17 protein-coding genes are annotated in these 14,315 nt (G+C 42.2%); 1 reads left to right on the forward strand and 16 read right to left on the reverse strand.

The window, feature by feature from the left end; translation table 11 throughout:
• Positions 1-35: 35 nt before the first annotated feature.
• The 16 genes from QVP35_RS12565 to QVP35_RS12640 form a co-directional block, all read right to left on the reverse strand.
• Positions 36-1,946, reverse strand: a complete 1,911-nt coding sequence (locus QVP35_RS12565; RefSeq protein WP_022261219.1) for a sensor domain-containing diguanylate cyclase — start codon at positions 1,944-1,946, stop codon at positions 36-38.
• A gap of 33 nt (positions 1,947-1,979) precedes the next feature.
• On the reverse strand, positions 1,980-2,615 hold the full coding sequence (locus QVP35_RS12570; RefSeq protein WP_009291077.1) for an endonuclease III domain-containing protein: 636 nt from the start codon (positions 2,613-2,615) through the stop codon (positions 1,980-1,982).
• An 80-nt stretch (positions 2,616-2,695) separates the two neighbouring features.
• Positions 2,696-2,878 (reverse strand): DUF6440 family protein, encoded by a 183-nt coding sequence (locus QVP35_RS12575; protein WP_009291076.1) that lies wholly within the window; start codon positions 2,876-2,878, stop codon positions 2,696-2,698.
• Positions 2,879-2,902: 24 nt separating this feature from the next.
• Positions 2,903-3,328 (reverse strand): GNAT family N-acetyltransferase, encoded by a 426-nt coding sequence (locus QVP35_RS12580; RefSeq protein WP_009291075.1) that lies wholly within the window; start codon positions 3,326-3,328, stop codon positions 2,903-2,905.
• A gap of 12 nt (positions 3,329-3,340) precedes the next feature.
• Positions 3,341-4,135: a class I SAM-dependent methyltransferase gene (locus QVP35_RS12585; protein ID WP_009291074.1), complete on the reverse strand. Its 795-nt coding sequence runs from the start codon at positions 4,133-4,135 to the stop codon at positions 3,341-3,343.
• Positions 4,136-4,149: 14 nt separating this feature from the next.
• Positions 4,150-4,692, reverse strand: a complete 543-nt coding sequence (locus QVP35_RS12590) for a dihydrofolate reductase family protein (RefSeq protein WP_009291073.1) — start codon at positions 4,690-4,692, stop codon at positions 4,150-4,152.
• A gap of 175 nt (positions 4,693-4,867) precedes the next feature.
• Positions 4,868-5,428 (reverse strand): DUF3795 domain-containing protein, encoded by a 561-nt coding sequence (locus tag QVP35_RS12595; RefSeq protein WP_009291072.1) that lies wholly within the window; start codon positions 5,426-5,428, stop codon positions 4,868-4,870.
• A 15-nt stretch (positions 5,429-5,443) separates the two neighbouring features.
• The gene (locus QVP35_RS12600; RefSeq protein WP_009291071.1) at positions 5,444-6,085 is read right to left on the reverse strand and encodes an HNH endonuclease; all 642 of its coding nucleotides are present in this window, start codon (positions 6,083-6,085) and stop codon (positions 5,444-5,446) included.
• A 5-nt stretch (positions 6,086-6,090) separates the two neighbouring features.
• Complete coding sequence (locus QVP35_RS12605) at positions 6,091-6,591, reverse strand: GNAT family N-acetyltransferase (protein WP_009291070.1); 501 nt, start codon at positions 6,589-6,591, stop codon at positions 6,091-6,093.
• Positions 6,592-7,359, reverse strand: a complete 768-nt coding sequence (locus QVP35_RS12610) for a GNAT family N-acetyltransferase (protein ID WP_009291069.1) — start codon at positions 7,357-7,359, stop codon at positions 6,592-6,594.
• Between the two features lie 123 nt (positions 7,360-7,482).
• Positions 7,483-7,968 (reverse strand): GNAT family N-acetyltransferase, encoded by a 486-nt coding sequence (locus QVP35_RS12615; protein WP_009291068.1) that lies wholly within the window; start codon positions 7,966-7,968, stop codon positions 7,483-7,485.
• Positions 7,969-7,979: 11 nt separating this feature from the next.
• On the reverse strand, positions 7,980-8,426 hold the full coding sequence (locus QVP35_RS12620; RefSeq protein ID WP_009291067.1) for a GNAT family N-acetyltransferase: 447 nt from the start codon (positions 8,424-8,426) through the stop codon (positions 7,980-7,982).
• A gap of 306 nt (positions 8,427-8,732) precedes the next feature.
• Positions 8,733-8,924: a RhuM family protein gene (gene rhuM, locus QVP35_RS12625; protein WP_009291066.1), complete on the reverse strand. Its 192-nt coding sequence runs from the start codon at positions 8,922-8,924 to the stop codon at positions 8,733-8,735.
• A gap of 41 nt (positions 8,925-8,965) precedes the next feature.
• Positions 8,966-9,799 carry a GIY-YIG nuclease family protein gene (locus tag QVP35_RS12630; protein ID WP_009291065.1) on the reverse strand — a complete coding sequence of 278 codons (834 nt, stop codon included), beginning with the start codon at positions 9,797-9,799 and terminating at the stop codon, positions 8,966-8,968.
• Positions 9,800-10,000: 201 nt separating this feature from the next.
• Positions 10,001-11,377 carry a 23S rRNA (uracil(1939)-C(5))-methyltransferase RlmD gene (rlmD, locus tag QVP35_RS12635; protein ID WP_009291064.1) on the reverse strand — a complete coding sequence of 459 codons (1,377 nt, stop codon included), beginning with the start codon at positions 11,375-11,377 and terminating at the stop codon, positions 10,001-10,003.
• Positions 11,378-11,411: 34 nt separating this feature from the next.
• Positions 11,412-12,353 carry a 3'-5' exoribonuclease YhaM family protein gene (locus QVP35_RS12640; RefSeq protein WP_009291063.1) on the reverse strand — a complete coding sequence of 314 codons (942 nt, stop codon included), beginning with the start codon at positions 12,351-12,353 and terminating at the stop codon, positions 11,412-11,414.
• Between the two features lie 198 nt (positions 12,354-12,551).
• Here QVP35_RS12640 and QVP35_RS12645 point away from each other — a divergent pair.
• A partial coding sequence (locus QVP35_RS12645) for an endonuclease MutS2 (RefSeq protein WP_288187898.1) occupies positions 12,552-14,315 on the forward strand: 1,764 nt, incomplete at its 3' end.

Here is a 14,315-nt window from a genome sequence, read left to right on the forward strand (position 1 = left end):
AATCACAGCATGATTTACTCCCTTTTCCATACAGGTTATAATCGTCCGGAAATTGTATATCCGTTTTTTCCTCTCTGCTTTGTCTCGTAGAGAGCCGCATCCGCATTTTTATACAGAGAGACAAAATCCTTTCCGTCCCTGGGAGCGACAGCGACACCGATGCTGGCCGACATCTTCCAGCTGGACACCCCGTCTGTGAAGGTCCTGCTGAGACTGAGAGAAATCTCCGTTGCCTTTGCCTCCACAGTCTCTAAATTCTCTGCCGGAAGAAATGCCGCAAATTCATCGCCGCCGATCCGCCCCAAAATATCATTTTCACGGAAATGCCCTCGTATAACTGCTGTAAACTCTTTGATGGCCATATCACCAAACACATGGCCGAACCGGTCATTCGCCTGCTTAAAGTTATCAATATCAAACAGGAAAAAAGCGTACATGGCATCTTCATTTTCTGATAAAACCTTGCCGATGCACCTTTCCGCAGCGGCTCTTGTATAGAATCCAGTCATTTCATCTGTCTCTGCCCTTTTTGTCATCTGAAGGGCCCTTTTCTTATCCTCATCAATGTTCTTTGTGTAAGTAAACATATGAATACATTTATCTTCTGAGGATAAGAACGTATATGCATCAATCCTCATCCAAAAATAATGCGCCCCGTCCTCCGAGATCATAAAGTCATACTGCAGATGATGATTGCCGTTTTTATACTCTCTTAAAACATTTTCCGGTGTGAAGGTGTTTACATACCCGTCTCTGAACTCTTCTTTTATCTGCTTTTCCGCAATCACTCTGAGCCCCTGATCATACGGTATGTCTCCTGCCCCCAGGCTCTCAAAGTATCTCTCTGTACTCTTTCCTGCCGGACAGTTTTTTGAAATGTTCAGTTCATAGATATTTTCATAGAGCTGTTCTGTGACTTTTTTAAACAGGGTCTGCTTCTCTGTCATTAAATAAGTCAGCTGACTGTTAAAATTCTTAATCACTGAAGTGATAATAAATAACACTGCAAGAATAATGGCTATGATCATAAATATTGACCCGTAAATCTCCTGCTTCATCTCATCAATCAATTTTCCGGTCTTTTGTTCAATCACCAGATGCCATGACAATTCCGGTATATAACGGGTGGATATAAAACTTTTTCCGACGCCGTCTTTGGACTGTTTGGTCCAGATATCCAAATCGGATGTTTCTTTCTTCCACCCCAGTATTTTATCCCTGATGTGTTCATTCCCACGGATCTTAAACCAGTCTGTTTTTTCATATCCTGTATATGCGGTAGAGATTTGGATGATCCCCTCATCATCAAGAAAGTATGCCCCGATTTCTGACTCCTTCTCATATTTCTGAAGAATCTTTTTGAGGGAATCCACCCTCATTCCGACGCCGACGACTCCGATAACTTTTCCGCCGCTGTCCTGGATCTTACAGTTGATAAAAACCGTAATTTTATTATCTGCGCCCTTCACCTCATCATTATCCACTTTTATGGTATACTCGCTTTTACTTTTCAATATATCATAGTACCACTGATTCTCTGGATTGCCCTTGTCCAGCGTCCGGTCAAGCCCATTAAAGCTGTAATATTTTTTTGTAGATGCCGAGACTAAAAAAACAGAGTCATATTTATATTTCTCCTGATACGAACGCAGGTAATCCATCGTCTTTTTCTCATAGCGCCCGCTGTCCTCCCGGGACGCCCGGTCTGATAAATGTTCGATGAGCAGGCTGTCATGTGCCATGGTCAGGGAGACATTGACCGGCTTTGCAAAAATCGTTCTCATCTGATAATATATGCCCTCTGATGTAAGGGAGGACACCTGCTCAATGTTGTCCAAAGACGCTTTATAGTTAGCTTTATAGCTGAATATGGATGTCAGAAGAAAACCGATGATCAGAATGATGCTTACCGCAGCATTGGTTTTGAATAACTTTTGATTCTTCATACCGGCTCCTCCTTTCAGACCTTTGTCTTGACTCTATACTCCCTCTTTAGGACATATATCCCGCAGACAGCATTTCTCACAGTGCGGTTTCGTCCTTGCAGTACAGATATCCCTTCCGAGAAATACCAGCCTGTGGCAGAAGTCACTTCCTTCTTCGGGAGGTATGATCTCCCAGAGTGCCATCTCCACTTTTTTTGGATCTTTGATCTGGTTCACCAGACCCATACGGTTTACCAGGCGGATGCAGTGGGTATCCGTAACGATTGCCGGTTCCCCGAAAACATCACCCATCACAAGATTGGCGCTCTTACGTCCTACTCCCGGAAGCTTCATTAGATCCTTAAAGTTATCCGGAATTCCGCCGCCATACTCGTCTCTCAATATCTTCATACAGGCACTGATATCTCTTGCCTTACTCCGCCCAAGCCCGCATGGTCTGACGATCGCCTCTATGTCCGCCGGATCTGCTTCTGCCAGAGCATTCACATCCGGATATTTCTCATATAAATCCTGGACGACCACATTTACCCTGGCATCTGTACACTGTGCCGCCAGACGCACGCTCACCAGCAATTTCCATGCCTGGTCATAATCCAAAGTACACCCTACATCAGGATATTCTTTTTTCAGCCGCTCTATGATCTCCAACGCTAATTTGTCTTTTGTCATATTGTACTCCTTTTCTCTATTATAGCAAAAGCTGCCCACTGAGGACAGCTTTTGTTGTGTATATGCTTCGGTTCGGTTGATTAACCGTTTACAACAGGCGAAACTACGGGTTTTCCGTCTCTGTCAAGAAGCGGAGTCAGCCCGCCTGAATAACCATCTTCATGATATAAATAATTTACTCCCGTGACGCGGTCTACCCATATTTCTGTGATTGTCATTTTGCCCTGTTTATAAATCCTCTTAAATCTGTCATCTGATTTCATGATCCCATGAACTCCTTTTTAATTTTATTTTATATGCTTTTCCATAGGTATATGCAGACAGTGTTCTTCCATGTAAGATTCTCCTCTTTTCTGATACCCAAGTTTCTCATAAAATTCCTTAACCCTGGCCTGGGCTGAGAGATGGATTGTCTTCCCTCCCTCCTGCCGAATGCACTCCTCCATAAACTCCATGATCTTCCTGCCGATGTGCCGGTCTCTGTATTTCTTTCGGATGGCAACCCGGCCTATGTGATAGATTCCTTCCTGGTCATCTTCAAAATATCGGCCCACTGCAATCGGATATTCCTGATCATAACACACAACATGAACTGCTTTTCCGTCCGTTTCGTCAATCTCTTCAACAAATCCCTGCTCTTTTACGAACACTTCTTCCCGGATAGCTCTTGCATCGTCAAATAGTTCCTTCTTTGTTACAAATGTAATTCCCACTTTCTCCTCCTGTCATTCCGCCTTTTTTCGCAGCACCGTCACTGCAGCATAGTGAAGAACACAAAATTCCTGCGGAGCAGTCTGTCTGAGAAGTCTAATATGCTCTTCTTCAAAAGCCGCCACTTCCTCTTCCGGCAAAGCAGCACCAATCCCCCGGCAGGCTTTCATCCTTCCATTCCATGTTTCTCTCGTAAAAGGCACTTCCAGATCAAACACCTCTTCGGATTCAATGTCAAAGTAATCCATATATACCTTCGGAATCTGAATCTTATGTCTTGTTTCACCGCATCCGGTCCACAGCGGATGATATTTAAGCACCAGCTCCTCGCTCTTTCCGGCAGTCTCGTCCTCCTGCGGCAGCCACGCCATATACAATACTGCAAATTTTCCCTGATCTCTCAGCAGGCTGCTGATCTTGGCCGCTAATACCTCATGGTTAAAATATGTAAAACACTGGCATGCTGTCACCGCATCAAATGAACCTGGTAAAAAAGGCACATCCTCTGCCGGAGTACAGAGAAAGCGGATATCCATGTGACCGGCCGCCGCAAGCTTCTTTGCCTGTTCTATCTGCTGGCCGGATATATCAATGCCGGTAAATCTTGCCCCATGGGAATATAAATTTCTGGGAATTACCCCAGTACCCGTTCCTATGTCCAGGACATCCTGACCCAGAGTGCAGACGCCCCGGTCGAGAAGCCTTTGATAAAACTCCTCCGGATAAATGTCTCTGTATTTAGCATAGTCTCTTGATGTACGTCCCCAGTCAAATCCAGTTCCGCTGTCAATCTCCTTCTTTTGAATCATAATACCCTCTCCTGCTATTCACATGTTTCATAAACTAAATCCGTCATTCCATTAAGATTATCAGCTGATATCAGTTTCAGCTGTTTTGCAGGATTGCCTTCGTGAAACAGCCGGATTCCGTTTCCTAAAATAACCGGAATCACAGAAATATGAAAGCGGCTGATCAGCCCTGATTTTATCAGCTGGTTTACCAGGTCCGCTCCTCCGCAGATCCAGATATCTTTTCCCGGCCGATCCTTCAAGGCTGAGATAAACTGGTCTAATGGAGAATTTACAAACTTAATGTTTTCTTTATCCTCCATAGCCCTGTGTGTCATCACATAAGTCATTTTTCCTTCATATGGCCAAAACCCTGCTGAGAGTTCCGTGGTGATCTGATGATAGGTTGTATAACCCATGACCACCGTATCCACTGTCTGGATAAAATTTTCATAACTTTCCTGGCCTTCGGGTCCTATGTCCTGCTTTTCCAGCCACTCTATCCCGCCGTTTTTGTCTGCAATAAAGCCGTCAAGGCTCACTGCAGTATACAATATCGTTTTTCTTATCTCATTCACCGCCTTTTGCCCATGAAAATTTTGTTTTATGGTGCCGTCTTCTTAATGTTAACTGGGATTTTAGCAAGCAGAAGTCTTTTTGTCAATGTACAAAATGTCCCTTATATTATTATGTTAAACCGGGCAGTGGTTCGCTGGTAAAATATTAGATAAACGCTGCCTTTACTAAAAGCATCTATTTCTTTTTCCTCGGCTTTTTCTTCAGTTTCAGCACGATTTGCCGCTCCCCGGCTTTTTCCCGGAAAATCTTGACCGCAGCCGCAGCTCTTTCTTTCAGAGTTGATTCATCCGGTTTAAGTCCGTCATGAATACTTGCCATCACTGCTCTGACATCATCCAGATCCAGAAGATTGACTGCTGTACAGTAAAAACTTTTTCTCCGTCCATCATTATAATGATCTAATAAATCACACAGCATCTCAGCTTTCTGTTTCTGTTCTGCATTATAAAAATCTATACCGGCTTCTTCGGCTCTTTCAAAATCTGTCCGGCGCTTTTGATGTGTGATAAATGAATCAAACTCATCGATACCCTCATACTTCTCACATGGATATTTCCCGCACTGGAAACAGTATTCAATCCCTCCGTGCTCCATACTGCATCTGGCAATCTTACAGGATTGATTTCCAGCACCTCCGCCGCAGCCCGGACAATAACCGTCTATTTTCATCGGACAAAGTCCGCAGTTTAGGCCGCAGAGGGAGAACAGAAGGTTATCTCTTTTAAAATTCTTCATTTTTGTCTCCTTTATTCATCCTTTGGTTCCTTCCTCTTCTGCAAAAATCGCCAAATCTTCAACTAGTTCATTCTTCTGCAGTTTCTTATTTTCAACACTGATCAACGGCATATGTACGGCCGTAATATAGGGCATTAGAAAACCTAAAATAAAGTCTTTCTGAAGTTCCATCATGTCGTGATCATAGCCTCCTGCGCCATTTCGATGTCCTTCAATATCCAAATACAGAATACGTTTTTGATTCGGAAAATTCTGCTGTGCAGTGTAAATCAATTTATATATCATTCTGGCAGCCGTCTGAAAATTTTCTTCTGCAAAAACAGTATGCTGGATTGCTATCCCTTTGTCCCGCAAGGCATTCACTCTGTCAGGATCTGGTGCAATCGGCCCTAACTCATCCAAGCCCTCTTTATCTCTCTTCTCCATGACCTCAAACCAATAATCTCTCATCTGACGGATCTGTTTTCTTTTTGCAGGGTTGTCTCCATATAGATCGTGACATCTGGAACAAAGGGGTGCAGCATTTTCAATCGTATCTTCTCCCCCTTCACTTTGAGGAATGATATGATGTACTTCAACAAATGGTTCCTGACAGATGACGCACCTGAAACCTGATTTTCTCCTTGCTTCTTCCTTGACTTTTTCTGAAAATCCCATTATATTTACACCTCTGACTTTATTTTATAGATATAACGCAGTTCTCTTAAATCTTTTCCTCCGATATAATCCGTGAGACAGTCTCCACTGTTCTGGAAACCAAACTTCTCGTAGAAGGCTCTGGCTCTCATATTTTCTTCTAAAACCCACAGAAAGACATAAGTATACCCCAGCTCAGCCAGTCCGTCAACTGCCGCCTGCAAAAGCTGTCTGCCATATCCATTTCCATAGTAATCCGGAAGCAAATAGAGCGAGACGATTTCCCCAAAATCCTTAAGACTGATGAATCTGGAAGCACAGTAGGAGGCCGTGCCGATTATCTTTTCACCATTCATCATGACTAATGAAATCAATTCAGAATTTTCAATTCCCTCACGCCATTTTTCCTTATCAATGTTATCCAGAAACTCCTTAGGAATGATGCCTCTATATGCACTTTTCCAACTGGCCGCATAGATACCACACACACCATCGATATCGTCTTCCTCCAATAACCTTATTTCCATTTAATATCCCCATATTTCAAATGCTCTGTATTCATAGTCAAAATGATATCCTAATTTCTCTGCAAGTGCAGCGGATGCTGGATTTTGGGCATCCCAGCTTGGGTAAAGTCCTCTGTCCAGACACTCCAGTATCAGCTTTGCTCCACATGCATAGGCCAGTCCATTTCGCCGAAACTCTTCCTTCGTGTCAATTTCTATTTCAATTCCTTCTCTGTATCTTGCGTAAGAAGAAGCTCCCGCCACGAGTGATTTCCCTTTCAAAACGGCAAATCCGATGCCAAGTTTTTTATACATCTCATAGTCCCTAAACTGTGAGACCAGATCCTGACACCATGTACTTGATCTGCACAGCGCAAAAAGGTCTGCATCAATCATTCGCAGGATATATCCCGGCTTTAATGAATTAACGGCAGACCTTAAAGTATCTTTATCAAAAATATTCTGTTCTTTTTTTATGGCATAACGTGTTGCCGGTTTTGCTCTGTCCCCATAATTTTTGACGATCAGTTCCGCCCATTCCTCAGACTGCGGCACCATAATGATAAAGTCCTGGAAACAGTTTTCCGGTTTGAAAGAGACGATATCTTCCTCTGCATTTCCGGCAAAAAAACAGAAGTCACCAAGAACAGCCATGGCAGACTGTGGGTCTGAAGCATTGTCCACATAGATGTCTCCCATGACCTTTTGAAGACAGGACCAGATTAAGGTTTCCTGCCAGTCTCCGAACAGTTTTTTTGCTTTCATTGTATCTTTCAATTTAACAGGCATGCCATAGTCCTTTCTCTTCTTAAATATTGCTTGTTGTCTGCTCAGTCATCCAAAGCCTGAAAATGATACCCTTTCCAGGCTTTATTTTCTTCTTTCATCACCTGATTCCCCTTACATTGGCGGCTAGATCACTGTATTTGTCAAATCATACATCATAATAAATTCTTCCTCTGTCTCATCGATGATTTTAAAACCCAGATTCTGATACATTTTAAATGCATAATTTTCTTTGTGTACTGACAGAGAAGCCTTTTTGTATCCCTTTGATTTTAAAAGAGACAACATCTCCTGCATCATTTTTGTACCGATTCCCTTTCCTCTGTACTCTTTGTAAAGAGAAATTGCAAATTCGGGAGTCTTGTCATCGATATTCCCGTATCCGGGAATGATCCGTGTCCACAATGCTCCAATGATTTCTCCACTTGCTTCGGCACAGAGACAATGATCGTGTTTTTGTCCAAAGTCTTCTATGTATATTTTTAAATCTGGTTTATTGATGATTTCCTTTGGCAGAAGGTTCCCCATGTCTTTTTGAAAAATTGCTTCATATAAAAACTCTTTTAGATAAGGGTATTCATTTGGATACATTTGTCTGATCTTATATTCCATTGGGCTTTCCTTTAATTAAATTCTTTAAAAAGGGATACATGGTCTTTTAATTCGATAAAACCATTTTTCTTATAAAAATTAAAAGCAGGTACAGTTCTCTCTGTCTGTAAAAAAATATGCGTGATCTGTCTGCTTTTGGCATATTGTTCAACCATTTGTAAAAATTCCGTACCAATGCCTTTAGACTGATACTGCTCTTTCACACAGAATTCAAAAATGTAATATTCTGTTCCTATATGCCAGTGCATGATGCTTCCCATTGAAAGTCCAATGAGTTCATCATTTTCAAACAGACCCAATGTTAAAGAATTGCTGTTTCCTATTAAATCCATGATATATTCATGCAGTTGTGTCAAGTCACTCCAATCATCATTCCAGGGTTCTTTTGTAAAAATCTCTGCAAATAATGATTTGATTTCCTCTATGTTATTAATATTTATTTCTTTTAATTCTCTCATGGTAAATTCACATCTCCAACTAACAATTCAAATCTTCATATACTACAAATTATCTGTCAACAAAAAATCTTACTGTTTCTTTCAACTGATCACTAAATTCCTCAGGATCTTCAAAACCAATTGCACCTTCGTTCATAAGTAAGATAATGTTGTAAATAAGATTCTATTGGCTCATTTCTAATTGAACTCTAGTTTTCTTCTTATCTCCCTTATATTCTCTTGTCCAGGCTCCAAAATTTATTTCTTTTCAATTCCTGCTTGAATAATGCAGTCATTGTATCTTTTCCCTTTTTAATATCGATATCGCTAATAAAATTTATTGTCGTCAGACATAAACATTCTATCCTGTACAATCCGATATTTCTCAAATTCAGTTTCTGCATGGAGCTTTGCCTTCTCTGCACTGATTTTTCCTGCATCTGTGAGGATTTCATTTCCGTTGAACTCCAAGAAGCCATTCAGGCGCTTCGCCCAATCCTCCTTATATTCTGTATTCAACTTCCGATAACAATATATTATCGGAAATTGATACGAAAAAATTATTTTCTATATATCTCATCCAAAGTTTTCTCTTCTCTATTATTCCATTCTATCCACCCATTAGTAGAACCACCTAGTACAAAATCACTCGCTCCGCTTGGTGTATTAAATTCAAGAGAAACTTTCAGAATATATACTCCGTTTTTGTCTGCAATAATATCCCCATCATTAAGCAATTTTTCTCTCTGAGCATTATATTTTTCTAACTTTACTCTTCTACTGAAATCTATTTGAGAGCCTTCCAAAACCTCAAAATGATCACCATCGTAAGCTCCAAATGCCTTTACTCCATTTCTTGTTGTATGTAATGTATTCGCTTCATTGATTGAATTCTCTGAACTTTCCATCTTATATCCTTGTGTTGCCATTATAAATCGGATCTCTTCATATACTTCTTCTATCAATGGAAGATCATATTCATCGATTTCATATTTCGAATTAACTGTATTTTCCACTTTATATCGTTTAGCGTCTGTTGCCTTATTAATAGCGTAAGCTTCTAGTCCACTTATCATATCTAAAGTAAAAGTTTTGCTATCTGCTAGAAACATAATTGCTTTATTCCAAAAGTCTTTTGATCGATTATGATCATCTAAACGGATTATACCATTCCGTGTTTGTCCGACATAAAGCTGGGCAATTTTATTATTATCATTTTCACTGATAAGATAATATATTCCGGGACGATTTGTATTTGATATTTTCTTTGCTTCGGCTAACAACGGACGAGGAATAACATATGTTGTCATTGTCGAAAGATGTCTACGAATTGAACGTATTCCATCCGGCTGTCCGTTGTAATATATCGTCTCAAGTTTCTTACTTATAGCCATAAAAAAACCTCTCAATTCCTATGATTTATCGGAAGTTATCTTGCAATTTAGCCAAGCATCTTCGATAGCACCATATTAAATATTATTACGATCACAAAATAATTTGATCTTTTTCATTGCAGAAAGATTAGGCACTACTTTGCTCTTCGCAGCTGTCAAATCAATCTCATCCATCTCAAGCTCTACATCGATATGTTGGTCTCAATGAAGTTTGGATAATAAACATACCGTCTCCACATGCCCCGTATGCCCAAACTGATCCACTACCGCCACTTTCTCCACGCTATATCCTTCTCCCCCCAGCACTTTCAAATCCCGTGCCAAAGTCCCAGGATCGCAGCTCACATACACAATTCTCTCCGGCCCCATCTTCACCATAGTATCAAGCAATGCCCTATCGCACCCTTTCCGGGGCGGGTCAACAACGATCACATCTGCATAAACCCCATTCTTCTCATACTCCCGTGGCAGTACTTCTTCCGCCTTCCCCACAAAGAACTGAACATTATCCATATGGTTCATCTCAGCATTCAGCCTGGCATCTTCAATGGCTTCCTTCACGATCTCAACCCCATAGACCTGCTTTGCTTTCTGTGCCAAAAACAGAGAAATGGTCCCAATCCCGCAGTAAAGATCCCACACAGTTTCATTTCCGCAAAGCCCTGCATACTGCAAAGCCTTCTCATAAAGAACTTTCGTCTGCCTTGGATTTACCTGAAAAAATGACAGTGGCCCGATCTGATACTTCACATTCCCAATATAGTCATAAATATAAGCAGGCCCATAAACCTCCTCTACCTTATTTCCCATAATCCGGTTCGTCTTCTCCCAATTGCTGTTGACACAAATGCTGGTCATCCCCTCAATCTCTTTTAGAGAATCAACCAGTTCAGAAAGATTCAAAAGATCCTTCTTCCTGCCGTTCACCACAAGACATACCATGATTTCCCCGGTAACAAATCCAACCCGGGTCATGATATGGCGCACCAATCCTCTATGGTTTTTTTCATCATAAGGCTCCACATGGTTCCTCTCCATATAATCAAGAACTTTAGACAAAATCTCCTCATTGACCGGATGCTGAATCGAACAGTGGGTACAGTCAATAATAGAATGTGTCCGTCCCGCATAAAACCCGGTGATTAGTTTTCCATCTTTATTCCGTCCCACAGGAAACTGAGCCTTGTTCCGGTAATAATACGGCTCGTCCATACCATAAATCGGCTCCATCAAAGAACCTGCATTTTCGATCCCGCCGATCCGTTCCAGACAGTTTTTTACCTTATTAAATTTGTACTCCAACTGCTTTTCATAAGACAAGTGCTGGAGAGTACATCCGCCGCATGGACGTGCGTTCGGGCATTTCGGCTCCACCCGGTCAGGAGAAGGTACGAGCAGTTTTTCTACTCTTGCAAATCCATAATTTTTCTTTGTCTTGATGATGCGGGCAAGGACTTTATCGCCCACTACGGCATCTTTTAAAAAGAGGGCATAGCCGTCTGCATGGCCGATGCCCTCTCCTTCATTGCCCATATCATCAATTTCCACTTCCACTAATTGATTCTTTTTAAATTCCATAGGCACCTCTTATTTCATCATCCATTAACAATAATTAAATGGATGATTCTCTGATCTTTGTATCAAATAAACGCTGGAAACCGGACCATTCCTGGCCTTCCTGCTTCTTCTCGATGACCTCTGCAAATGTCTCCATTTTGGCGTCCAGATTATCGGCCTGGCTCAGTGCAAGAGCTTCTGCCAGTGCTGGCTTTTTCGGTGAACCGAATTCCAGTTCCCCGTGATGGGACAGAATACAGTGTTTCACTTCGTTGGCAAGCTTTGCAGGGAATCCCTGGATCTCATCCATGAGTTTTGATAGCTTGATCGTTCCCATGACAATATGCCCCACTAACTGGCCTTCGTCTGTATAATCATTTTCAGGAAATGCGGACAGCTCCTCTGCCTTTCCGATATCATGGAACAGGGCTGTTGTGACCAGCAGGTCTCTGTTTAACTGCGGATACAGAACTGCATACTGTTCGCATAACTTAGCCACACTGACAGAGTGCTCCAGCAGGCCGCCGATGTATCCGTGATGTACACTTTTTGCAGCAGAATGTATTTTAAACTTCTTTGCAAACTCTTTATCTTCAACGAAAACCTTCATGGCAAGTTCTTTCAGGTACGGATTCTGAACTCTCTGAATCATTGCCAAAAGCTCATCATACATTTCATCGATATCTTTTTTTGTGGATGGCATGTAATCGGAAATCTGGTATTCTCCTTCGTCTGCCTTCCGGATCATTTCAATATTCAGCTGATTATTTCCCTGGAAGTTTGTGACCTTCCCTTTCACCATGATATAATCCATGGCCTCGAAATGTCCGATGGCATTGTTCAGTTCCCATACCTTTCCGTCGATCATTCCGGTTTTATCCTGGAGTGAAAGAGAATAATAGGTCTTCCCAAATTTTGATGTGCCGGATGTCTTTGTCTTGCACAAAAACACCTCCGAAACCATATCTCCTTCATGCAGCTCACTTATATATCTCATAATTTAACCTTTCTAGGGCCGACTTAAAGCCCGAACCTCTTTTACTTTCCTATTATTACATAAACTTTCCCGAAAATCCACTGGAAAATTGCCGTCTGCCTCGTTTACATGCCCTATATTTTATGCTACACTTTTTCTAAATCTAAAAAGGAAAACCTTCTATAATTAATGGTTTTTGAATAAACTGAGGGAAATAATATGAATCAAAAAGTTTTAAATACATTAGAATATGACAAAGTCATCGAAAGGCTGAAAGCCTATGCCACCACAGAGCTTGGGAAAGCCGCCTGTGAAAAATTAGAGCCGATGACAGATGAACCGGAAATTTCCCTGGCTCAGGAACAGACACAGGATGCCCTGACCAGACTTTATAAACAGGGAAGTATTTCATTTTTTGGAGTCCAGGATCTGGGAGCTTCTCTGAAACGCCTGAAAATGAAAGGGACTTTAAGTGCCGGAGAACTTCTGGAGATTGCGGGTCTTTTGGAGGCCGTAAAAAACGCACTGGCCTATGGGGCGCAGCGGGATGATATGGCGGATGCTGATTCTCTGGATTCTGTATTTGAGTCCCTGGTGCCAATGGACGGTCTGTTAAAGGATATCAGACACTGTATTATTTCACCGGAAGAGATCAGTGACGATGCTTCCTCCGCCTTAAAAGACATCCGGAGAAATATGAAACTGACCAATCAGAAGATCCACAGCCAGCTCACGGCTATGGTCAGTTCTTCTTCCAACAAAGACATGCTCCAGGATGCCCTTGTGACCATGAGAAACGGACGCTATTGTATTCCGGTCAAACAGGAGTACCGCGGACAGTTTAAAGGTATGATCCATGACCAGTCTTCCAGCGGTTCTACTCTGTTTATCGAACCGATGGCGGTGGTGACTCTGAACAACCAGTTAAAAGAACTGGAGGGGCAGGAGCAGACAGAGATCGAGCGCATTTTAGCCCTTTTAAGTGAGCAGGCTTCCTACGACATGGACAGTCTGGCACAGAACCAAAAGCTTTTGGTACAGCTGGATTTTATTTTTGCGAAGGCAAAATATGCAAAAGACTATAACGGCAGCAAACCGATTTTTAGAGAAGACGGTGTGATTAATATCAAGCAGGGACGCCACCCGCTTCTGGACCCTAAAAAAGTAGTTCCGATCAACGTCTCTCTCGGCGATGCGTTTTCCATGCTGGTCATTACCGGGCCCAACACAGGAGGTAAGACCGTTTCCTTAAAAACCGTAGGCTTATTTACACTGATGGGGCAGGCAGGACTTCACATTCCTGCATTCCAGGGTTCCAGTCTGGGAATTTATGAAGAGGTTTTTGCGGATATCGGAGATGAACAGAGTATTGAACAGAACCTGAGTACCTTCTCCTCCCACATGACGAATATTGTCTCCATCATTCAGAATGCACACCGGGACTCTCTGGTGCTGCTGGATGAGCTGTGCGGCGGAACCGATCCGGTGGAAGGCGCGGCTCTGGCTATTTCAATTTTGACAGACCTCCATGACCGTGGTGTAAAAACGATGGCGACGACTCATTACAGCGAGTTGAAAATGTTTGCGCTCTCAACGAACGGAGTCGAAAATGCTTCCTGTGAATTCGATGTGGAGACATTATCCCCGACCTACCGGCTGATGATCGGCATTCCCGGAAAAAGTAATGCATTTGCGATTTCACGGAAACTGGGACTCGATAACCATATTATTGAGCATGCATCGGATCAGATTGACGAATCAGTCAAAGATTTTGAGACCATACTGGCTGATCTGGAAAAGAGCAAGCAGACGATCGAGCAGGAACAGGAAGAAATCTTTGAATACCGGAAAGAAATCGAAACCTTGAGAAAGAGTCTGAAAGAACGTCAGGAAAATATAAAAGAAAAACGGGAAAAACTTCTCCGCGAGGCCCGTGAGGAAGCCTACCGGATTATTTCTGAGGCAAAGGAAACCGCCGATGAG

This window comes from Anaerostipes sp. CAG:276, from assembly GCF_000432215.1.
Taxonomy (GTDB): Bacteria; Bacillota; Clostridia; order Lachnospirales; family Lachnospiraceae; genus Anaerostipes; species Anaerostipes caccae.

What these genes read in the sequence shown, in the direction of transcription:
- QVP35_RS12585 (WP_009291074.1), bottom strand. Translation starts at nt 4,135, where the DNA reads ATGATTCAAAAGAAGGAGATTGACAGCGGAACTGGATTTGACTGGGGA.
- QVP35_RS12640 (WP_009291063.1), bottom strand. Translation starts at nt 12,353, where the DNA reads ATGAGATATATAAGTGAGCTGCATGAAGGAGATATGGTTTCGGAGGTG.
- QVP35_RS12610 (WP_009291069.1), bottom strand. Translation starts at nt 7,359, where the DNA reads ATGCCTGTTAAATTGAAAGATACAATGAAAGCAAAAAAACTGTTCGGA.
- QVP35_RS12620 (WP_009291067.1), bottom strand. Translation starts at nt 8,426, where the DNA reads ATGAGAGAATTAAAAGAAATAAATATTAATAACATAGAGGAAATCAAA.
- QVP35_RS12570 (WP_009291077.1), bottom strand. Translation starts at nt 2,615, where the DNA reads ATGACAAAAGACAAATTAGCGTTGGAGATCATAGAGCGGCTGAAAAAA.
- QVP35_RS12595 (WP_009291072.1), bottom strand. Translation starts at nt 5,428, where the DNA reads ATGAAGAATTTTAAAAGAGATAACCTTCTGTTCTCCCTCTGCGGCCTA.
- QVP35_RS12565 (WP_022261219.1), bottom strand. Translation starts at nt 1,946, where the DNA reads ATGAAGAATCAAAAGTTATTCAAAACCAATGCTGCGGTAAGCATCATT.
- QVP35_RS12605 (WP_009291070.1), bottom strand. Translation starts at nt 6,591, where the DNA reads ATGGAAATAAGGTTATTGGAGGAAGACGATATCGATGGTGTGTGTGGT.
- rlmD (WP_009291064.1), bottom strand. Translation starts at nt 11,377, where the DNA reads ATGGAATTTAAAAAGAATCAATTAGTGGAAGTGGAAATTGATGATATG.
- QVP35_RS12600 (WP_009291071.1), bottom strand. Translation starts at nt 6,085, where the DNA reads ATGGGATTTTCAGAAAAAGTCAAGGAAGAAGCAAGGAGAAAATCAGGT.
- QVP35_RS12615 (WP_009291068.1), bottom strand. Translation starts at nt 7,968, where the DNA reads ATGGAATATAAGATCAGACAAATGTATCCAAATGAATACCCTTATCTA.
- QVP35_RS12630 (WP_009291065.1), bottom strand. Translation starts at nt 9,799, where the DNA reads ATGGCTATAAGTAAGAAACTTGAGACGATATATTACAACGGACAGCCG.
- QVP35_RS12575 (WP_009291076.1), bottom strand. Translation starts at nt 2,878, where the DNA reads ATGAAATCAGATGACAGATTTAAGAGGATTTATAAACAGGGCAAAATG.